Source organism: Pseudoalteromonas rubra, assembly GCF_005887115.1.
In the GTDB taxonomy this organism is placed as follows: Bacteria; Pseudomonadota; Gammaproteobacteria; order Enterobacterales; family Alteromonadaceae; genus Pseudoalteromonas; species Pseudoalteromonas rubra_F.
This window is the reverse complement of sequence record NZ_PNCJ01000012.1, coordinates 77,110-97,482: the sequence shown is the minus strand read 5'-3', so window position 1 is coordinate 97,482 and position 20,373 is coordinate 77,110. Positions and strand designations below refer to the sequence as shown.

Below are 20,373 nucleotides of genomic sequence, written 5' to 3'. Positions count from 1 at the left end.
GTTAAAACTCGTATTTCAGGGAGAGACCCCACTCTCTGGGCGGGGCCAGATAATGTTCAGCGACACCAAAAACTTCCGTGAAGTCATTGCCGCCTATGAGTATGCGCTTATCCATAAGATTGCGAACAAACAGGGCAATCTCCAACTGCTTAGTGAGCGCATGGCTGATACGTGCATTAACTAAAGCGAAGCTACCCTGTGCGCCAAGCTCTGTGTTAAAGACATCGTTATAGGTTTTACTACGAAATGCCCAGTCCAGGCCAATCTTCATCGGCGCGCTAAGGTTCGCATTCGCCCAGTGATAACGTATTCCCAGAGCGGCTGTCCAGCGAGGCGAACGCATGAGTTTACTGTCAGTCGTAACTTGTGTAGCGGTGCCTACTGAGTCAAACTGCGCATCGGTATAAGACAGGTTACCTGCAATGCGCCAGTCGTGTGCGGGGAGTGCCTCAAAACTGGCTTCAATGCCCTGAATACTGGTTTCTCCGACATTATCGATAAAGATCTCAAGCCCCGCGTCGGTAGACTGACCCCCACGCAGCTGCATGGCTTTGTGTTGCATATCAAAGGCTGCCAGGCTGAGTTGTAAGGTATCGTCTAACAGGGTTGCTTTATATCCCAGTTCATAAGCGGTAAGGTATTCGGGATCAAAGGGCTGAGCTGAGGTAGGCGAGTTGGGAATGCCGTTGAAGCCACCTGATTTAAACCCCCGAGAGGCACTCAGATAAACGAATTGTTTTTCATTGAGATGATACTCTATTCCGCCTTGTGGAGAAAATACCCGCCAGCTTCGTGTAATGGGACCCCCATTGTTTTGTCCTTCAGTCTGATAGGTTCTGTCGATTAAGATAACATCGGCATTGTCTGCGTCACTTTGAACCTGCTGCATCTTGTCTTCAAATGTCAGTCTGCCACCGAGGTGAAAAGCCCAGTCTTCTGTTAATGCGTATTTAGTATGGGTAAAAATTGCAGTGCTTTGGATCTCTACCTGGTTATCAAAACCACTGTCTATATCCAGTCCAATGTTGAGCGGGTTGCCCGGGCCACCTATGCTGGTGGGGTTACTAAGCGGTGAACCATCCAGCGGGCCCGGTACATTTTCCAGCGCCTGATAAAGACCTCCGATGAATACCAGATCAGTCAGGTGTTTAATGGATTCGTCAAAATGGAACAAACCCACTAACCATTGCATCCGGTCGTCTAAGTTACTGCCGCTGATATGCAACTCCTGACTAAATTGAAACTGACGCTGAAAATCCTGAGTATCGCCTATTACTGCGGGGTTGTTGTCAAAGTCTCGACCATATGTTGCATAGAACTCCCGGTAGGCTGTCAGAGATTTAAGCTGCCAGCGTTGCGGTGTTTGCCACTCGAGCGAAAGCAATGCGCCCGATTGATCCAAGGTATTAAAGTTTGTGCCCAGGGCTGCACTTTGGTGTGCATCGTCAAAGATCTGTAATGCAGGATAGGGCTCTGTGATACCACTTTGGGTGACTAAGTCATTATACAAAACCAGCAGATCGGCCTGGTCATTTTTGGCCGCGAGTATGGAGGGCGCTGATCCTGAATTAATCCGGCGTTGGTCCAAAGATAATTGAACCGTCAATATAGGATTGATCTGGTGGCGAAACTTGGCAGTTGCTGCCCACTCGTCCTGTCCTCCTTCAAGTTCACCATTGGCACGTTTGACAAAACCATCACGATTTAGGTGGGTAAATGTGAAGCGACTGGTCAGCGACTCGTTCAATGCGACGTTGGCACGCAAACGCGCATCCCGGCGCTGAAACGCACCAAAAGTGACCTCTCCATCAGCAAATGTGTCAGGAGCGGGATCGTGTGTGTAAAGCGTGACGGCACCACCTATGGTGTTTTTGCCGAAAATAGCGCCCTGTGGTCCTCTTAACACTTCTATCTGGCGGACATCATACAGATCAAAGATCCCGCCAGGTGAGCGGGCGTAATAGACCCCATCGAGATAGAGACCCACACTGGGGTCGACTGTGGGTAAAGGGTCCACCTGACCGATGCCCCGGATGGTAATGTTCGCGCAGTGTGTGCAGCCGGAGTTTTCGCCCACGGTGGTGACATCAATATTTGGGATAAAGTAAGCGGCCTCAAGCAGGGTATTAAGGTTGCGCTCACGCAAAAATTGCTCCGATATAACGGAAATCGAAACCGGAATAGTCAGTGCGTTTTCTTTAACTTTGCGTGCCTCAACGGTCACTTCCATTAGCTCGTCAATAGACAGCGTGAATACATCATTGTCACTGTCTGGTGCCGTGTGAGCGTTAGGGGCGGCGCTAATCAGTGCACAGAAGCTTGCGATATAAGGGAGTCTGTTTTTCATTGAGTACCCAAACTATGGCGATTATTCCAACTCCCTGGAGGAACAAGCAGATCTGGTGACCCAAACGTGGGTCATTGCACTTGATTATAGCAGTAATAAAGCGGTTCGCTGGACTGTTTACCAAATTGAATACCCAGGGAAACTCAGTAAATCGCAATAATGTGAAAGGGATATGTCAGCAGCATCACCTTGTAACATTTGTCTGTTTTTTGAGCTTGCAGCAAACGAAAGCTTTGTGATTTTATGGTGTTGAAACAATAACCAAGAAGGAAGCGAAGTAATGAAACTACAATTAAAAACCAACAAACTAAAACGCCTTAATGAACAACACCAACAACTGGCGTTGGCCAACACCCCACAGGTGGGCGGCGGCTATACAACTAAACCCTGGACGGTCTGGTGTGAAGAGTTAAGCAAAGGGCCGGATTGCCGCGCTTAATCTGTATGACTGACGAGTAGAGAAGTGGTGCTGTGCACCACTTTTTTTATGCCTGACCTTTGTTAAACTCTGCAATTGCCTGACGCAGATAGGGCTTGGCAAACTGGATCTCCAGCGGCACGGTCAGTAGTGGATAAGCCAGCCCACACAGGAGTAAAACGGGTAACAATAACCAGCCGTGTATAAACGCGAGCGCCATAAACAGCGGAGTGAGCAACATCAGCTTGGCAATGTTGAGCAGGACCTTTTGCGAAGAGGGTAACTGCGCCAGTGCCAACGCCTTAATACGTTGCTTGTCGCGCAGTGCAAAGCCATCTAATTCGGCTAGTTTACTCAGTCTGAAAACCATTTATTTCTCATCTTTTAACAACAAATACGGCGGCAAACGCGATAAAGCTGATACTGTAAAGTGCAAAAATCACTTCCATCCAGCCTGGCATCGACAGACCCACAAAAAACCAGTCAATGTTACCACAATCTCCGGTTGCCGCGAAGAAGGCGGGCAGCCATTCATGTAAGGGCATAAAGCTTGGGAAGTTAGGTACAAAGTCACAGGTAAACGCAAACGGATCTGTGGTGGTCTGCATCGCAATGTGTTCTTTGGCTAACAGCCAGCCCCAAATGGCCGACACACCCCAACAGCTCATAGCCAGGAGCCTCACCGGCAGGCTGGTCGGTGAGGCCAGACCGATAAGGCCCGCCGCAACAATCCCCAGTACTGCTGTGCGCTGGTAAATACACATAATGCAAGGTTCCAGCCCCATTGCATATTGGAAATACAAGGCAATCACTTCAAGCACGAAAGCCGAGAAAAACAGGGCACCCCAGGCAAGTCGGGTGCGAGAAAATTCAGCAAGTTTATTTAACATAGGTGTTCCTTTTTTTGCCCACCATTATGGCTGTGTCAATGCGTCCGGGCAACTTGTTTCAGATTAGTTGTGCGGTTTGACTGCTGAATAGGATAGAAGTTTCCGCTCTAGGCGCGTTTTGGGCACAAAGTGTGGTATCTTCACGCCAGCCAAATAGTGAGGGAGAAGTAATGCAATCAGTAGTACGTGTTGGTGTCGCCGTGGTGATTAAGCGTCAGGATAAAATTTTACTTGGTGAGCGCATCGGGTCGCACGGGGCTCATACCTGGGCAACACCGGGTGGTCACCTTGAAATGGGAGAGAGCGTAGAGCAGTGTGCGCGCCGCGAAGTATTAGAAGAAACTGGCCTGACGTTGACCCAGGTGACCAGACTTGACTACACCAATGATGTATTTGAGTCTGATGGCAAACATTATATCACCCTGTTTGTGACAGGAGAGTGCCTAAATGAAGAGCCGCAGTTGCTGGAGCCGAACAAATGCCTGCAGTGGCGTTGGTTTTCTCCGAATGCACTGCCTGAGCCGCTGTTTCTGTCATTGCAGAACCTGATACGGGATAATCCAGACTGCTTTGAGCGTGGATAATGGTTAGGCGTGTAGGCCAATAGCGTAAAGATTCGTGTCTGTGCTCAGGGTAAGTATCGCCTGCCGGGGTAATAGGCGCCGCCATTCCCAGTTGTGATTACTTTACCTAAGTCCCTCAGTGTTGAGGGATGTTGTGCAGAGCGTTAGCCTGTTGGAAACTGCACCAGAGTCACTTGCAAGTATATTAGTTATGTTATTCGCAACTACCGGTCGGGGAGGGGAAGATGCTTCTGCATGAGTTAGTGTTGGTGAGTAGTGCGACAACCAGTTTGTTATTCGTCTTCATCTCTTTGTCCTTACCCTTTAAGCAGCGTAACAGCACCCATTACTTGTTGGGTTATTTTGCGTTAATCGGGGTGGTGCAATTGGTTGATATTGCCACGGGCCCCGGTGACACCTTACATCAGTTTATTGTGCCACTGGCGCTGATGCTTGGTCCGCTCTTTTACCTTTATGTGACGGCTCAGATACCTCATCGGCAGGCAAGCCCAATCTCGCTCGGGTTGATGTTCTTGCCGGCTGGATTGTTTTTGCTGCACGTGTTGCTGTTAGAAGGTGAGATAATTATGGCGCCGCTAATCAGCAATAAAGTTGCTTATCAGTTAATTGCGCCAGTCGAGCTCAGCTTTGTTATTGCGGTCAGCCTGCAATTACGACACGCGACAGTTAAGCTAAGTCAGGCAAGCAATGACCCACAACCCCCGTTACTTTGCTGGCTGCAGCGTTTTTGTTGGCTAAACATAACAATATTGCTGGTGGAAGTGGTTTACTACACTGCATTGGCAACAACACAACTACAGGTGACGCATAGCCGGGCTTTTCTCAACACGGCTCTGCAGCTATTTTTACTTGTGGTAGCCTGGTATGTGATCCGTTCACCCAGGATCCTCTACACAGAACAGCAAAAGCTGATTATGGCAGGCAAGTACCACAAGTCTGGACTGACACCTGAGCTTTCAAACTACTATGCGCGTAAGCTTGATAAGCTGATCCGCGACGAGCAACCCTATTTGAGTAATGAACTGACATTGTCTGCATTAGCGCAGCAGGTTGGGCTCAACACCCATAATTTATCGCAGTTGCTGAATGAGCATTTAGGTATCAGTTATCATGACTATATCAATCGCTTTCGGGTCACCCATGCCGCGCAGTTGCTGGAAGAGACGACTCAGTCAGTAGAAGAAATTGCCTACCAGTCGGGGTTTGGCACCCGAGCCGCGTTTTATACAGCCTTTAAAAAATATCACCAGGTCACTCCGGCGAAATGGCGTGCGGGTGTCAATCAGCGCCCCGACAACCAGCGCCACACCAACTCTATGGGCCCGGATGGATGATGTTTTAACCACAGGCGGGAAGTGTGTAGTTGTATCGTCCAGATAACCACAACGACTATTATCGCCTCCCAGGCCTGTGTTGCGGCAAAGCCTCCCAGTCCATAAAACCACACAGTACATAACAGACTTTGCAGTATATAGTTACTTAACGCCATGCGTCCTATCTGGCTTAAGTCATGACGTAAGCCTGTTAGCCACTGCTGTTGGCTGACCCAGGTCAGTAAAGCAATGTAGCCACATCCTGTCACGAGAGAACCCCAGTAATTCCAAAGAGCGTTTTTGAAAAAGAAGTGAGGGAACGTCCACTGTTGTAGGTGATTAAGCCACAAACCAATCAGTGACAAGGTTATGCCAGCAGGTATTGCACAAAACGCAAACCCGCCATAGAAGCGAAGAGGAAACTTGCCACAGAGAAATCCTATACGGTACAAGGCCAGACCAATGAGCATCAGGCCGGAGACCCTGAACACTCCCCAACTGGGAAAAGTCTCAAGATGAAACTCGCTAGCCAGTGCTATCCGCATGTTCAACTGTGCATGCCAGTTGCTGGTAAAGGCGTCGATTTCAGGTTGGCTAACGAGCACCGAATGGGCAAAGTGCTCAGCGATAACCTGAGTTAATATCGGGTCGGGTAAAGCGAGCAGGGAGTGATACGTTGTCAGACTCTTGCTACTGCCTAGCGTCAGCAATAGCAGCCCCGAGAGCAAGGTTAATTTTGGCGGCACGCGAACAAACAGCAGGGGGAAAATGCCACACAGAGCGTAGTACACCAGGATGTCGCCATGCCAGATCAGATAGGCATGAACCAGACCAAATACCAGCAGGACTAAAAGCCGTTTGAGGTAATACCCATATGGAGAATGACCTGTCTGTCTCATCTTATCGCAGATAAGGGCTGTGCTGGCCCCAAACAACATAGAGAACATGGCCATAAACTTCTGATCAGCAAACAAGTATTGAATGTACCACCAGGTATATCCCAAAGGTGATTGATCCGTGTGTGCCAGCGGCGAAAAATAAGCCGCGTAAGGTTCCGAGAAAAGACGAATATTCATCAGTAAAATACCGAGTAAGGCGGTGCCTCGGATTACGTCAAGCAAAGTGTTCCTGGGTTGTGTCATGGTGACATCTGTTTTGAGTATACAATGTCACAACGCTACCATGGTTTGTTTTGTCAGCTGCCTAATCTGGCCGGAATTGACAATTCCCTATGCCAGGGGGCTGCATATTTTGAGTCTAACTTTATGATAATAAATGAAAGAAAATCTTTTGGCGTTTTGCTCCACCGCTTGCGACATTAAAGCTTACTTTGTCGAGGTTTCAGGCGCTTACCTGCCAGCTTAAGCAGGCGTTGAAAGGTTGGGCAGGCAAGGTGATTAGGTGCTGGGCAGTTCGCTGCATGATGAAGGCCTTCTCTGATGGCTTGCATTGTTGCTATTTGCTTATCCAACTCAGCCGTTTTTTGGCGCAGTAGCGCCCGGTCGACGTTCACTCCGTTTGGCAGCAGCATATGGCTAATGTCATCCAGAGAAAGACCAACATAGCGTCCGAGGTTTATCAGCGCTAGCCTCTCCAGCACCGTGGCGTCGTAATAACGGCGCAGCCCATGGCGTCCGGCACTACAGATCAGCCCTTTTTGTTCATAGTATCTGAGGGTGGAAGGTTTGAGCCCGGAGGCCCTGGCAACTTCTGCTATATCCATGTGCTTCTGAACTCATTTGATTATTTGGTCTTGACCTAAAGTCGACTTTAAGTTGTAGCATGGTTTGTATCACTTGACGAGAGGAGACTGTGATGAATTTTGATCCGATGTGGGACACGCGTTTTGCTGAATCTGATTACGCTTATGGCACGGAGCCAAACGACTTTCTGAAGGCACAGGTAAAACAACTGACAGGCAAGCGGGTACTGAGTCTGGCCGAAGGAGAAGGTCGTAATGCGGTGTATCTGGCAAAGCTGGGTTTTGAGGTAACGGCGGTGGATGCCTCGATCAAAGGCATAGAAAAAGCGCAACAATTGGCTCACTCTGCAGGCGTGTCGATTGAGTTTATTCAGGCGGACCTAGCAAATTTTGACCTCGGTCGAGAAAAGTGGGACAGCGTCATTGCTATTTTTGCGCCGTTTGGTCAGGCATTGCGTGCGAAACTGCATCAGCGAGTGGTGCAGGCTCTGGTACCGGGTGGGGTATTTTTGACAGAAGCTTATTCACCAGCGCAAATTCACTTTGGTACGGGCGGTGGAAACGACATTGATACCATGTTCACTAAAGTTCAACTGGCCCAAGAGGTAAAAGCAGTAAAGTGGACTCACCTTGAACAACTGCAACGTCCTGTGGTGGAAGGGCGCTATCATACGGGGCTTGCTGCTGTGGTTCAGGGGATAGGCATTAAGCAATAATATACGGTAAAAAGTATGGTTGATTCTCATCATGCGTCCCTTTCTTAGGGCTTTTTCTGTATGTTGCTCTGTGAGGTTACACAGCGACACAGATATGCCTTGTTAGTTGCAAATCATCTGGTACAATCAGTGGATTATTGAGTTGCAGAAGCCTGTTGGTGTGCTACGCACAGAAGCACAGGCTTGTCGACGTACCTTATGTTGTCAAAAGTGGTGCTAAATGAGAATCTTTAAAGCCAAGAGCCCAGCAGGTTTTGCTGAGGAGTACATTGTAGAGTCGATTTGGAATGGCGAATTTCCTCCGGGCTCCATTTTGCCGGCTGAGCGCGAGCTGTCAGAGCTTATAGGTGTCACTCGCACCACGTTACGTGAAGTGTTACAGCGTCTGGCGCGTGATGGGTGGTTAACTATTCAGCATGGTAAACCAACTCGGGTTAATAATTTCTGGGAAACTTCTGGTCTCAATATTCTTGAGACCCTGGCGCGTTTGGATGAAGACAAGGTACCCGAATTAACGGACCAGTTACTGTCTGCACGTACTAATATCAGTGCAATCTATACCCGTGCCGCGATTAAGTTTAATCCACAGTCGGTGATCGATATTCTGTCTAAGCATGCAGAAGTGGCTGATACGGCGGAAGCCTTTGCTGAATACGACTATCGGGTTCATCATCAACTTGCCAGTGCCGGCAATAACAAAATCTACGTATTGATCCTCAATGGATTTAAAGGTTTGTACTCTAAGATCGGTTGCCATTATTTCTCAGATCCGCGCACGCGTGAACTGGCGCGTGAATTCTATGCAGAACTTACTGCACTGGCTGAAAAAGGTGAGCATGATGGTGCTATTGCACTGATGCGTCGTTACGGTCATCGCTCAGGTGAGATATGGCAGCAACTGCGTGGTGATATGCCAGACGATATTATGGACTAAGTTTGAATGTCCGATGATAAAAAGCACCTCAGGGTGCTTTTTTTGTGTCTGCAAGAGCAGAACATCGGCTATTTACTGTACCATCAATTTATTAGATGGCTGCTATCGGATAATTCGATTGTATCCTTTTGAAGGAACAGCATACACTGAGCGCCAAATAATACCATCTGGTATCGGGGTTGTTTTTTTATAAAACGCCTCAATAATAAGTGACAATTCGCAGTGATACAGAAAACCACACCCGATATGGCGCGTGGCTCTGTGTGATTGTGAGACTTTGGAACTCAAACTAACTATTTGGAGATAACAATGGGTGTATTAGTAGGCCGCAAGGCACCTGACTTTACAGCAGCTGCAGTTTTAGGTAACGGTGAAATCGTAGATGGTTACAATCTACATGAGCGTATCAAAGGTAAGAAAGCGGTTATTTTCTTCTACCCACTAGACTTCACTTTCGTTTGTCCTTCTGAGCTAATCGCATTTGACAAGCGTTACGAAGAATTCCAAAAGCGTGGTGTTGAAGTGATCGGTGTATCTATCGATTCTCAGTTCTCTCACAACGCATGGCGTAACACCCCTGTAAACGAAGGCGGTATCGGTCCGGTTAAATATGACCTGGTTGCTGACGTGAAGCACGAAATCTGTCAGGCATATGACGTTGAGCACCCAGAAGCAGGTGTTGCTTTCCGTGGTTCTTTCCTGATTGACTCTGAAGGTAACGTACGTCACCAGGTAGTCAATGATCTGCCTCTTGGCCGTAACATCGACGAAATGCTGCGCATGGTTGACGCGCTGGCGTTCCACGAAGAGCACGGTGAAGTATGTCCAGCTGGTTGGACTGAAGGCAAAAAAGGTATGGACGCAAGCCCTGAAGGTGTTGCTAAGTTCCTATCTGAAAACGAAGGCGACCTGTAAGTCCAGCGTTATTCAGTTAAGAAACCCGCCTGGTGCGGGTTTTTTTGTGCCGATCCGCTTAACCAAGTCGCCTGTGTGAAGGCAAAGTAATGTTGTCGATAACAAAGCAAAGTACTTGCTACTGCGTAGCGCTGAGCGAGTGACCATCAAAGCTGCAGGAGGTTGTATAAATCCCCGGGCCGGGTCATGAGTTACTGTAGATTGATACAATACCCAGTCTCGCTCAATCATGATGCACGCCCCAGCGACCACTTGTGGTTGATCAGTCTAATCAATTCAACCGAACCATATGCCAGGACTAAACTGATAACCGGTGTAACCAGCAAGCTCAACAGTGTCATTTCATTCAGCATCTTATTGTCCTTTATCTTTGTCTTCACGTGCCTCTTTGCTCTGCGGCGTGAAAGACTCTATCAGTGTGGCTTTGGTGCTTTCTTTAAGGTCAATCAGGTTTGCTTTAATCGCTTTGCTGACATGAGATTTGATGTCGCTGAGCACTTCCTGAGTGACTGAGCTGCTGCTTGTGTTCATATTCGCCATCGCGCTAAGGCTGGCCGCAGTACTGGCGTTGACACTTGCTGTAACGCTGGTGCTACCTGCTGCAAATGAACTGGTGCTCATGGCAAGGGTAAAAACTAGGATGCTAAGTTGGGTGGCAGTTTTCATGATCTGGTTCCTTTTGAGTTAGTAACGATACTTTAATGAGTTAGTCGTTCTAACTATTACAAAGGTTGTGCCAGCTTCGGAAATAATTTTATGTTATTGAATTTTAATTGATTTTATTTTTTTGTGGCGTACTGGTCAAAATGTGAATTGTAATTTTGACCAGTGGCGTGGTTATCTTAACCAATTTTTGGTTAATTTTGTTCAAGCAACTGATAGATCAATTGTTTCACGACCTGAGGCTCGAACGGTTTGTCGCATAGTGCATTCACTCCGGACTGTGCGATATTGGCCAGGTGGGTTTCGTTCGCTTCAGAAGAGACCATCAGGATGGGCACATGATTATGCTCATTCGAGTTACGAATGGCTTCCGCGAGCTCCTGACCATTCACCTCTGGCATGTTGTAGTCTGTGATGATCAAGTCAAACATAGTATCTTCAAGGATGGACAAGGCTTCTGCGCCATGTTCTGCTTCGCTGATCAGCGTCGCGCCCAGGTTGTTGAGTACCCGGCGGATGTGATTACGTGCCAGGCGTGAATCATCTACGACCAGGATCCTTAACTCCTGAATGTCATACAGGTCCAGCTCAAGTTCCTCCGGAGATAAAATATCCAAAGTAGCATTGATGGCCTTGCCCAGGTGGGTTTTGTTAAATGGCTTGGGCAGAATCGCAACCACCCCGGACTGCTTGAATGCTTCCAGTTGTAGCCTGCGGGTTTCACTGGATACCAGCATAAAGGGCAAATGGTGGTCAGACAGAGTCGTTTGGATATGCTGCAATAACGTCAGAGCTTCGCCATCAGGCAGATACAAAGCACTGATCACCAAGTCAGGCTTACTGTTATTCAGGCTTTCCATGGCGGCTGCAAGTGTATCAACACACTCGATATTTTGGATCCCTTCTTCCTGAAGTTCGTTACTGATGATCCGTCTTTGTGTCTGGGACGGCTCCAGGAGTAGGATGCTCAAATCTGAGCTTAAAAGTTCATTCATGGTATGAGAGTAAATGTTGCAATATAAATAGTCAGATTAACTGGCAATATAACGTATTTGTTACCGTGTCGCTAGCTTGGTGAGCAGGGTGTTAAAACAAACTATCGGTAGAGCGTTTTGTCGAATGGGTAATGTAGCTGGAGGAAGGGCGCGCCCAGAACACGGATGGCGCAGGGTCGTGTCAATACCGCCATCAGCGATAGATATAGTGTAATGGGCAGCGGCGTGTCTGTGGCCTGCTGCCCCCAAAGGTGTTTAGCAACGAAACTCCATACTTTGTGGCAGGTCCACCAGTATCAGTACAGCGCCTTTGCCGCCATATTCAAGCGGAGCCTGATGCATAGCCAGTATATCCGGGTGTTGGACCAGGTACTGAGGTACTTTGTGTTTTAGCACACGCTCACCGATACCATGTACCACACAAGCACAGGCAACATGCTGTTTTTTACAGGCATGGATCAAGGCTGCCAGCTCGTCTTTCGCCGTTTCTTTGTTCATGCCGTGCATATCAAGAATAAGCTCAGGCGCATAATCACCGCGACGCAATTGCTTGGCAAGGTACTTGTCGGCACCCGGGCGCACGTAATTAACCGTACCATGGGTGTCTATGTCTGGGACATATTCGTCCGAAAAGTAGAATTCGGCCTGATGTTGCTTCTTCTGCTCGGCGATCACTTCACCCTTAAAGCGTGTCTGGCGCCGTGCCTGTTGCACTGTATCTTGTTTGAACTGACTGGTGCCTGATATTGCTTCTCGAAACAGAGCAAAATCGTCGTCTGGCAGTTGTGAGTTTGGTTTATCTGTGTTCATGGCGACATTTTAAAGAAAAAAAGCGTAAAAACCTAGCTTAAAAACCGTTACAATGCCGCCATGCAATTAGTAGTGAGAACAACTCATGAGTGACTCTGTTATTTCTCAGGCGATGGCTGAAGAAGCCTATCAGGATTTAGTAACCATTCAGGATTGGTTACGCTGGACGGCCAGTCAGTTTGCTGGCAATGGTGTGTTTTTTGGCCATGGTACCGACAACCCGTGGGATGAAGCGGTAAGTTTGGTATTACCTTTGCTCAATTTGCCCGTTGACGCGCCTAAAGAGCTCACCAGTGCACGGCTCACGCACAGCGAAAAAGTCAGGCTGGTAGAGTACCTTCGACTGCGTATCGATGAGCGGATCCCCGTTGCTTACCTGACAAATCAGGCCTGGTTTTCCGGGCTGCCTTTTTACGTCGACGAGCGCGTACTGGTACCACGTTCGCCTTTTGCTGAACTGATCGAAGCTCAGTTCAGGCCCTGGCTTTCGTCGCCGGAAAAAGTCACTCGTATTTTGGACATGTGTACTGGCTCCGGGTGTATTGCAATTGCACTTGCAAAAGCATTTGAGCAGGCTCAGGTTGACGCGGTAGACATTTCTTTTGATGCTCTGGCCGTTGCAGAAATAAACATCAACGATCATCAGGTTCAGGATCAGGTATTTGCTATCCAGTCCGATGTGTTTAGTGGTGTGCCTGGCCAACAGTATGACCTGATTGTTGCGAACCCGCCTTATGTCGACGCCGAAGATATGGCCGACCTGCCAGAAGAGTTTCATCATGAGCCAGAGTTGGGTCTGGCATCTGGAGAAGATGGTCTGGATGTGACACGTACCTTGTTGCAAGAGGCGGCTGCACACCTTACCGAAGACGGTCTGTTATTTGTCGAGGTGGGTAATTCTATGGTACATATGGAAGCGCTTTATCCCGGCGCACCGTTTACCTGGCTGGAATTCGAACGCGGCGGACTGGGCGTGTTTATGATCAGTAAGAAACAGTTACTGGATTACTTCAACGACTAAGCGTTTTCCTGTGGTCAGGGAAGCGCAATGGTGTTTTTTTGGAATGAGGAAAATCAATGGCAGGCAATAGCATAGGCCAATTATTCAGGGTAACGACCTTTGGAGAAAGCCACGGTGTCGCACTGGGCGGCGTTGTGGATGGTGTCCCGGCTGGGCTTGAACTGGACGAAGCGGACTTACAGGTTGATCTGGACAGACGCAAACCCGGGCAGAGCCGCTATACGACTCAACGCCGCGAGGGAGATGAAATCAAAATACTCTCTGGGGTGTTTGAAGGGAAAACAACCGGAACCAGTATTGGTTTGTTGATTGAGAATACCGATCAACGTTCCAAAGATTACAGTAAAATCAAAGATGTTTTCCGCCCTGGTCATGGTGACTATAGCTACTGGCATAAATATGGCCATCGTGATTATCGCGGGGGCGGACGTTCTTCAGCCAGAGAGACGGCGATCCGCGTTGCAGCAGGGGGAATTGCCAAAAAATACCTGAAGCACGTGCATGGCGTTGAGATCCATGCCTGTCTTTCTCAATTGGGGCCAATCAAAGCTGAGCAATTTGACTGGCAGCAGGTTGAGCAAAACCCGTTCTTTTTCCCCGATGCCTCTAAGCTGGACGCGCTGGATGATTATATGCGCGATCTTAAAAAGCAAGGGGACTCTGTGGGTGCCAAAGTGAAAGTGGTTGCAAAAGGCGTCCCCGTCGGTCTGGGCGAACCGGTTTTCGACAGGCTGGATGCGGAGCTCGCACATTCTCTGATGAGTATCAATGCTGTAAAAGGCGTGGAGATTGGTGACGGGTTTGATGTGGTTGAGCAGAAGGGCTCAGAGCACCGTGATGAGCTTACCCCTGAGGGGTTTACCAGCAATCATGCTGGAGGTGTGCTGGCGGGGATATCAACCGGGCAGGATATCATTGCCTCTATCGCACTCAAGCCGACCTCAAGTATCACTATCCCGGGTCAGAGTATAAATACCCAGAATGAGTCGGTAGAAATGATCACCAAAGGCCGTCACGATCCGTGTGTTGGGATCCGAGCTATTCCCATTGCAGAAGCCATGATGGCAATCACCTTGATGGATCATCTGCTCAGGCAGCGCGGGCAGAACCCGCATGTTGACTTGCCACACGGGCCAATTGCGGCGCAAAAACCTTAACTGCGCCACCGGTAAAAAAGCCAGCGTTCTTACGTTGGCTTTTTTGTTTGTGTGATTTATTCAACGGCGGCGATAAAGCGGCGTTCCACTTCCTGCCAGTGGATCACCTTATAAAATGCTTCAATATACTCAGGTCTGCGGTTTTGATATTTCAGATAATAAGCGTGTTCCCAGACATCCAAGCCTAAAATGGGTGTCAACCCGTCCATGAACGGACTATCCTGATTCAGTGAACTGGTTACCTCAAGGCGCTTCTGATCGTTTACCACCAGCCAGGCCCAGCCACTGCCAAAGCGGCTGACAGCGGCTTGTGTAAACTGGGCTTTAAAGGCCTCAAAGTCACCAAATGCATGGTTAATCGCGTCGGATAGAGTGCCCTGATGCAAGTGTCCGCCCTGTGGTGACATGATCTCCCAGAATAAAGAGTGGTTATTGTGGCCACCAACGTGGTCACGCACGGCGCCGCGCAGGGCCTCGGGCAGATCGCGAATATGGGTGAGCAATTCGATGCTTGATTGACCCTCAAACTCGCTCCCTGCGAGTGCAGCATTGGCTTTGTTGACATACGTCTGGTGATGCAAGGTATGATGAATTTCCATCGTCTTGCTATCTATATGCGGTTCGAGTGCCTCATAGGCATAAGGTAATGCAGGCAGAGTAAACGCCATACTTCTCTCCTTTTAGTTAATGAAAATGAGTCGTTGAATGTGGTGCATCCAGCACCTGAGTAGCCCAGCTAACCAAGGTGGTGTGCGCTTCATGGGAATTAATAAACCGTATTAGTTCCGCGCGTGTTTTCAGACTATGGCGCATCGCAGTCATCGCTATCTGGGGATTAGCATGATCACAAAGCTGGGTGAGACTGAGGTGCACATTGATAAGCTGTTCACAAGCTTTGTGTGGTTCTGAGAGGGCAAGATAGCAGTCGGCCAGATTATGTGCAGCCACAACAAAAGCTGGACAGCAATGTGCTAATGCTTCTTCCTGAAGTTGGCTATCGTATTGATGAGTAAAATACTCGATTAAATTGCCAACCAGATAGAGGGCACTGTGATACTGATCTCTTGCTAAATAAAATGACTGGCTTTCAAAAGCGTGGTTGCCTTTGGTGATTGCTGTTTGCCATGGGGCGAGTGCATTTTCAAGCAAGCTAGTGGTGTCATTCAATACAGGATAAGATTGCAGCATTAAGGGTTCCTCGTCAGTAACATATGGTACGGTCACAGTCATCGGTATTTAATTTATATATAAAAACATAAATAAAAATGATTGTCATTTATATTTATTTGTTGTGGGTTGTCACGTACTTTGAGGGGTTGCTCTTATCACATTGAGCGTGAGGTGCCGGAGCACCCGGAGGAAGGAATGGTAAGGCAATAAAAAGGCAAGGGGGCGGGAACCGCGCGCTTGCCCTGAAAGGACCTGTTTACTGATTCAATACAGCGTCAATATCTGCTGCACTGTGGCGCTCGGGTAGTTGCTCCTGTGGCTCGCCAAAGGTCCGGTTGACTATCCTGCCACGTTGTACGGCCGGGCGAGATTCAATCTGTTTAGCCCAGCGTACCACATGGGTATACTGCCCAACCTGTAAAAATTCGCCGGCATCATAGAGTTTGCCCAGGGCAAGGTTGCCATACCAGGGCCAGATAGCCATATCGGCAATACTGTAGTGTTCACCTGCAACATATTGGCAGTGTGCCAGTCGTTTGTCTAATACATCCAACTGGCGCTTAGCTTCCATAGCAAAGCGGTTGATGGGGTATTCCTGTTTATCGTCTGCATAGGCATAAAAGTGGCCAAACCCGCCTCCTAAAAATGGGGCTGAGCCTTGTGCCCAGAATAACCAGTTCAGGGTGTCTGTTCTTTGTGCTCCAGCAGACGGGAGAAACTGGCCAAACTTTTCGGCCAAATAAACGAGAATAGAGGCCGATTCGAATACCTTGACCTCTGTTTCACCTGATTTATCGACCAGGGCAGGAATTTTTGAGTTTGGATTGACGGCAACAAAACCAGACGAGAACTGCTCAGCCTCTCCAATATTGATCAGGTGTGCATCGTATTCGGCTTCGGCCACCCCACGGGCCAACAATTCTTCCAGCAAAATAGTCACCTTTTGACCGTTTGGTGTACCAAGTGAGTAAAGCTGCAAAGGGTGGGTGCCGACAGGCAGTGCCTGCTCATATCTGGCACCTGATTCAGGGCTATTAATATTAGCCCATTTATTATCGCTACTGGGCTGGTGTGTCCACACCTTGGGAGGCGTATAGGTGTTGTTACTCATGTGATCTCCTTGACTAAAATGGGTGCTAACGGATAACCCTCACCTTAGCGTTAATTATGCCACTCTGCCAGCGGCAAAATGCCAAGAAAAATAGCGGAAGGGGGGTAACGGCCAGGAGGTCGCCGTTACCCTGTGGTTAGGTGTTTATTGACCCTGATTCATTTCAGTGAGCTTGTTACCAACAGGTACTGAGAAGTTGTAGCCATCGAATTTATCCCAGTTGATAGACCAGGTCATAACGCCCCCAAAAGCAGGGTAGTTATGACTGGGCACTATGGTACCGCATTGGGTGCCTTTGGTGAGGCAATCCAGCGCCGCGATGATATTGGCAATGGGAGCCTGACCAGAGTTGGCGGATTGCGGACCGGATGGCAGGCCAATGGCAACTTGGTCATCCCTAAGCGGCATAAAGCGGCTACCATCGGCTAAGTCGAACCCTTCAATCAGCATTTTGGCGTGTGCGACCATCATATTGACTGAGCCTTCCGGTGCGCTGCCTGGCTCGTATGGGTTGGGCAGTCCACCATTGTTATAGAGCTGCACATGCAGTAAGTCCAGCGTGTCTCTGAGTTCGTTGATCAATGGAATGTATGCGCCCCAAATGCCGGAGTAGGCTATCATACCGCCATGAACGTAAGGATGTTCCGGCGCCATGGTGAGCACCATATCACCACCGATATTCTGCTCTATCTGCTTAATTGCTCTGGGCAGGCGGGCTTGTATTTGTGTGCCATGTAACAAATTAGAGCCACTTTCCAGGTCAATATCCAGGCCATCGAAACCCCATTCCTGAATGATTGCAGTGAGACTGCTGATAAAGTTGGCTTCATCACCATCGGTGTTTAATGTAATAGTCCCTTCGGCACCGCCCAGACTAAGGACAAATACCTTGCCCTGTGCCTGTAATGCTTGCATATCGGTTTTAAATTTAACCGGATCAACAGGGGGGCAATTGGATCGAATGTCTTTTTCAAAGGGCTTGAAGTGAACCGTACCATTAGAGGAACGGTCGTTTTCTGCAAAGGCAATATCAATGATGTCCCAGGCATCGGAGATCTGATCCAATGGAATAGGGCAGCCAGCCGGATTAACAAAGTTGTGCCAGTAGCCTATGAGTTTATGGGTTTTGCCAACCGGTGGCGTAATGACAGTGACAGTAGCGGCCGGGCTGCTTGCTGTATCTCCCGATGTGCTGGTCGCGGTTGCATAGATGCTGTGTTGTCCAACTGTTGCTGGCGCGTAGTTAAACTCATAAGGTGCCTGGGTATCACTGCCAACTTTTACCCCGTTGGCATAAAAATCGACTATCGAGATCTGACCGCTGAGCGCCTGAGCATTGGCTTTGATGGTGATTGTATTACCCAGTACATATTGAGTTCCCGCAGTTGGGGCGGTTAAATCAACGACCAGTGGCTGATCGGTAACCGTGACCTGGATAGTTTGTTGGCTCTGATTGCTCTCGTTATCGGTTGCAACGGCATTGAGAGTAACGGGCCCGGTGTTGCCTGGCGTCCACTCAACAGTCAGTGCATTTTGCGCGGTACTGCCAAGTAAGGTTTGATTAGCAAATAACTCTAATTGTGAGATAGTCCCGTCTGCATCGGTGGCACTGACGGCAATCTGTGTGGGCTGGTTACGCAGCAAAGTGGCATTATCGTTAGGCTGACTAAAGTTAATCTCGGGCGCGATCGCACAGATCCCCAAATCGCTCCAGGCGTCCTGCCAGTGTTGACCTGTGCCGGGCTCGTAGGCCCATGCAGCACTGGAGCTGCACCAGCCAGCGATGTCGCAGCGATATTTGCGATTATTGTGTGCTACCAGCTCGCCACTTTGATAGTTTTGACCGGCTCGATAAGTGCTCAGACCTGCGCAGCCACCTGAGCTTGCAGCGCTCACCTCAATGGTCACACTGGCTTCAGCGGTTGCGCCTTTGTCGTCTTGTGCAATGACTCTGAGCTGTTTTTTGCCGGGACTCACGGTCACAAAATCATGGCGAAAAGGCGGGGTACTGAGTGTTGTCAGACGCTGAGCATCTCGCCACATTTCGACCTGCACAACCTGGCCATCGGTGTCAGTGGCCTGCACAGCAAGGCTAACGGTATCGCCAACTTTAAATGCTTGGTTGTTTGTCGGTGTTTCAATGGCGAGAGCGGGTGGCACATTGCCGTTGTCATCTCGCACCGTAATGCCAGCTGTTGCTGGTGTACTGAGGTTTCCTTTGGCGTCTACTGCCACCGCGCTCACTGTGTGCATGCCTAGCTGTGCTGACCAGGTAAGCTGATAAGGAGGCTGGCTGAGTATACCGACGCTGATGTCGTTGACAAAAAACTCAACCTGGGCGAGATCGCCATCCTGATCACTGGCATTCGCAGAGAAAACAGCGCTGTCATTTTTGCTCAGCACAGCACCATCCCGGGGGCTTACCAGGGTAACCACCGGGGCGTTGCCGCTGATGCACTGGCCAAGTTGGCGCCACACGTCAAAGGTATCGGAATTATTCGCGGGCAGTTCATTTTGGTTGAACCATTTTGCTTCATAAGCTTGAGCCTGATCACGCACCTGATCCCCTTTGCGGTACACCATTGAACTGGACCATTCGGCGAGTGCGCTGCAGTCATAGTTGACTGTATCGGCCTGGGCCCAGCTGTGCACTGCAATCATCTGCAGGCCTGCGGCACAGCATATCTTCATTAACTTTCTTGTGTTCATAGATCACTCCGTTTTACATGTTGTATGTTTTGTAAACAAAACATTGACAAGCATAGAGTGAAAAACAGTCAGGATCAATCGGCAGAAGCTGGCTTCTCTTTGAGGGTGACAACCCGCTGCGGGAACGGAATTTCTATGTCAGCAGCCTGGATCGCAGCATAAATAGCGCCATTGATGGCCAGTTTATGTTCGATTATCTGTGTCGTGGGCACCCAGTAGCGGTAACTAATGATAACCGCACTGTCGCCAAAGGCTTCTATGCCAACCTGAGCTTGTGGGGTGTCGGCCACAGCGTCATTATCTGACAAAATCTCATTGATGATGGCGATGGCTTTGTCTGCGCTGGCACTGTAAGCGATGCCAATTTCTCCTTTGACCAGAGAGTGAGCAAAAGAGTTTTGCATAATTTCACCAATAATATGCTTATTGGGAATGGTGATCTCGACTTTTTCTTCATTGATAAGGATCGTGTGGCCCAGCTCGATACTTTTTACCTGACCACAAACCCCTTTGACGGCAATGGTATCACCGACTACAAACGGACGGGTGGCAATAATCGCTAATCCAGAACCATAATTAGATAACATCCCCTGAACGGCCAGGCCGGCACCGAGTGAAGCAGCACCAATTGCAGCAACAAACGGGGTAACACTGATGCCAATTTTACCCAGCGCAATGATAGTGAACATCATAATAATCAGGACTTTGACCACATTGCTGACAAAGTTTGTCAGGGTTACGTCGATATTGTGTCTGAGCATCAGGTTCTCTGTGCCTTTAGCCACTTTCTTAGCAAGCCATAATCCAAGGATCAGGATCACCAAGGCACCTAACAATTGCATACTGTAAGTCACCAGGTAATCCCGGATCAGCACGTAGTAGTGTTCGATCTGTGCTATTTCTTGTTCTATCATGCTG

21 protein-coding genes are annotated in these 20,373 nt (G+C 48.8%); 8 read left to right on the top strand and 13 right to left on the bottom strand.

Features of this window, described 5'->3' with window-relative positions:
* Nucleotide 1 precedes the first annotated feature (1 nt).
* Nucleotides 2-2,347, bottom strand: coding sequence for a TonB-dependent receptor (locus CWB98_RS08195; RefSeq protein ID WP_138544424.1), 2,346 nt, complete (start codon nucleotides 2,345-2,347; stop codon nucleotides 2-4).
* A 280-nt stretch (nucleotides 2,348-2,627) separates the two neighbouring features.
* On the opposite strand from CWB98_RS08195, the gene CWB98_RS23915 reads away from it, so the two are divergent.
* Nucleotides 2,628-2,786 carry a hypothetical protein gene (locus CWB98_RS23915; RefSeq protein WP_171045609.1) on the top strand — a complete coding sequence of 53 codons (159 nt, stop codon included), beginning with the start codon at nucleotides 2,628-2,630 and terminating at the stop codon, nucleotides 2,784-2,786.
* Nucleotides 2,787-2,832: 46 nt separating this feature from the next.
* Here the strand turns inward: CWB98_RS23915 and CWB98_RS08190 are convergent, their stop codons facing one another.
* Nucleotides 2,833-3,135 (bottom strand): hypothetical protein, encoded by a 303-nt coding sequence (locus tag CWB98_RS08190; RefSeq protein WP_138544423.1) that lies wholly within the window; start codon nucleotides 3,133-3,135, stop codon nucleotides 2,833-2,835.
* Between the two features lie 7 nt (nucleotides 3,136-3,142).
* Nucleotides 3,143-3,655, bottom strand: coding sequence for a disulfide bond formation protein DsbB (gene dsbB / locus CWB98_RS08185; RefSeq protein ID WP_138544422.1), 513 nt, complete (start codon nucleotides 3,653-3,655; stop codon nucleotides 3,143-3,145).
* Between the two features lie 170 nt (nucleotides 3,656-3,825).
* Between dsbB and CWB98_RS08180 the strand changes: the two genes are divergently transcribed.
* Together CWB98_RS08180 and CWB98_RS08175 are read left to right on the top strand one after the other, a co-directional pair.
* The gene (locus tag CWB98_RS08180; RefSeq protein WP_138544421.1) at nucleotides 3,826-4,239 is read left to right on the top strand and encodes a nucleotide triphosphate diphosphatase NUDT15; all 414 of its coding nucleotides are present in this window, start codon (nucleotides 3,826-3,828) and stop codon (nucleotides 4,237-4,239) included.
* Between the two features lie 224 nt (nucleotides 4,240-4,463).
* Nucleotides 4,464-5,573 (top strand): helix-turn-helix domain-containing protein, encoded by a 1,110-nt coding sequence (locus CWB98_RS08175; RefSeq protein WP_138544420.1) that lies wholly within the window; start codon nucleotides 4,464-4,466, stop codon nucleotides 5,571-5,573.
* On the opposite strand, the gene CWB98_RS08170 is transcribed toward CWB98_RS08175, so the two are convergent.
* Together CWB98_RS08170 and CWB98_RS08165 are read right to left on the bottom strand one after the other, a co-directional pair.
* On the bottom strand, nucleotides 5,522-6,694 hold the full coding sequence (locus CWB98_RS08170; RefSeq protein WP_138544419.1) for a DUF418 domain-containing protein: 1,173 nt from the start codon (nucleotides 6,692-6,694) through the stop codon (nucleotides 5,522-5,524). The two genes, CWB98_RS08175 and CWB98_RS08170, sit on opposite strands and share 52 nt — an antisense overlap.
* Nucleotides 6,695-6,870: 176 nt before the next feature.
* Nucleotides 6,871-7,275 (bottom strand): helix-turn-helix domain-containing protein, encoded by a 405-nt coding sequence (locus CWB98_RS08165; protein WP_138544418.1) that lies wholly within the window; start codon nucleotides 7,273-7,275, stop codon nucleotides 6,871-6,873.
* Nucleotides 7,276-7,367: 92 nt separating this feature from the next.
* Between CWB98_RS08165 and CWB98_RS08160 the strand changes: the two genes are divergently transcribed.
* The 3 genes from CWB98_RS08160 (at nucleotide 7,368) to CWB98_RS08150 (ending at nucleotide 9,819) form a co-directional block, all read left to right on the top strand.
* Nucleotides 7,368-7,970: a class I SAM-dependent methyltransferase gene (locus CWB98_RS08160; protein ID WP_212751129.1), complete on the top strand. Its 603-nt coding sequence runs from the start codon at nucleotides 7,368-7,370 to the stop codon at nucleotides 7,968-7,970.
* A 220-nt stretch (nucleotides 7,971-8,190) separates the two neighbouring features.
* Nucleotides 8,191-8,904, top strand: a complete 714-nt coding sequence (gene fadR, locus CWB98_RS08155; RefSeq protein WP_138544417.1) for a fatty acid metabolism transcriptional regulator FadR — start codon at nucleotides 8,191-8,193, stop codon at nucleotides 8,902-8,904.
* Nucleotides 8,905-9,213: 309 nt separating this feature from the next.
* Nucleotides 9,214-9,819: a peroxiredoxin C gene (locus CWB98_RS08150; RefSeq protein WP_010382361.1), complete on the top strand. Its 606-nt coding sequence runs from the start codon at nucleotides 9,214-9,216 to the stop codon at nucleotides 9,817-9,819.
* A gap of 354 nt (nucleotides 9,820-10,173) precedes the next feature.
* Here CWB98_RS08150 and CWB98_RS08145 read toward each other — a convergent pair whose 3' ends face one another.
* The 3 genes from CWB98_RS08145 to smrB form a co-directional block, all read right to left on the bottom strand.
* Entirely contained in the window at nucleotides 10,174-10,485 is a 312-nt protein-coding gene (locus tag CWB98_RS08145; protein WP_138544416.1) for a hypothetical protein, read from the bottom strand.
* A 191-nt stretch (nucleotides 10,486-10,676) separates the two neighbouring features.
* Nucleotides 10,677-11,477: a response regulator gene (locus CWB98_RS08140; protein WP_138544415.1), complete on the bottom strand. Its 801-nt coding sequence runs from the start codon at nucleotides 11,475-11,477 to the stop codon at nucleotides 10,677-10,679.
* Between the two features lie 255 nt (nucleotides 11,478-11,732).
* A complete protein-coding gene (gene smrB, locus CWB98_RS08135; RefSeq protein ID WP_138544414.1) occupies nucleotides 11,733-12,287 on the bottom strand; it encodes an endonuclease SmrB in 555 nt (184 codons plus the stop codon).
* A gap of 85 nt (nucleotides 12,288-12,372) precedes the next feature.
* On the opposite strand from smrB, the gene prmB reads away from it, so the two are divergent.
* Both prmB and aroC read left to right on the top strand, forming a co-directional pair.
* The gene (gene prmB, locus CWB98_RS08130; protein ID WP_138544413.1) at nucleotides 12,373-13,308 is read left to right on the top strand and encodes a 50S ribosomal protein L3 N(5)-glutamine methyltransferase; all 936 of its coding nucleotides are present in this window, start codon (nucleotides 12,373-12,375) and stop codon (nucleotides 13,306-13,308) included.
* Nucleotides 13,309-13,364: 56 nt separating this feature from the next.
* Entirely contained in the window at nucleotides 13,365-14,465 is a 1,101-nt protein-coding gene (aroC, locus tag CWB98_RS08125; RefSeq protein ID WP_138544412.1) for a chorismate synthase, read from the top strand.
* 56 nt (nucleotides 14,466-14,521) lie between these two features.
* On the opposite strand, the gene CWB98_RS08120 is transcribed toward aroC, so the two are convergent.
* From CWB98_RS08120 to CWB98_RS08100, 5 genes are all read right to left on the bottom strand, one after another.
* On the bottom strand, nucleotides 14,522-15,133 hold the full coding sequence (locus tag CWB98_RS08120; RefSeq protein ID WP_138544411.1) for a superoxide dismutase: 612 nt from the start codon (nucleotides 15,131-15,133) through the stop codon (nucleotides 14,522-14,524).
* Between the two features lie 16 nt (nucleotides 15,134-15,149).
* Complete coding sequence (locus CWB98_RS08115) at nucleotides 15,150-15,653, bottom strand: hypothetical protein (RefSeq protein ID WP_138544410.1); 504 nt, start codon at nucleotides 15,651-15,653, stop codon at nucleotides 15,150-15,152.
* A gap of 238 nt (nucleotides 15,654-15,891) precedes the next feature.
* Nucleotides 15,892-16,746, bottom strand: a complete 855-nt coding sequence (gene yghU, locus CWB98_RS08110; protein WP_138544409.1) for a glutathione-dependent disulfide-bond oxidoreductase — start codon at nucleotides 16,744-16,746, stop codon at nucleotides 15,892-15,894.
* 144 nt (nucleotides 16,747-16,890) lie between these two features.
* Nucleotides 16,891-19,455, bottom strand: a complete 2,565-nt coding sequence (locus tag CWB98_RS08105; RefSeq protein WP_249364641.1) for an Ig-like domain-containing protein — start codon at nucleotides 19,453-19,455, stop codon at nucleotides 16,891-16,893.
* Between the two features lie 74 nt (nucleotides 19,456-19,529).
* A complete protein-coding gene (locus CWB98_RS08100; protein WP_138544408.1) occupies nucleotides 19,530-20,369 on the bottom strand; it encodes a mechanosensitive ion channel family protein in 840 nt (279 codons plus the stop codon).
* Nucleotides 20,370-20,373 lie beyond the last annotated feature (4 nt).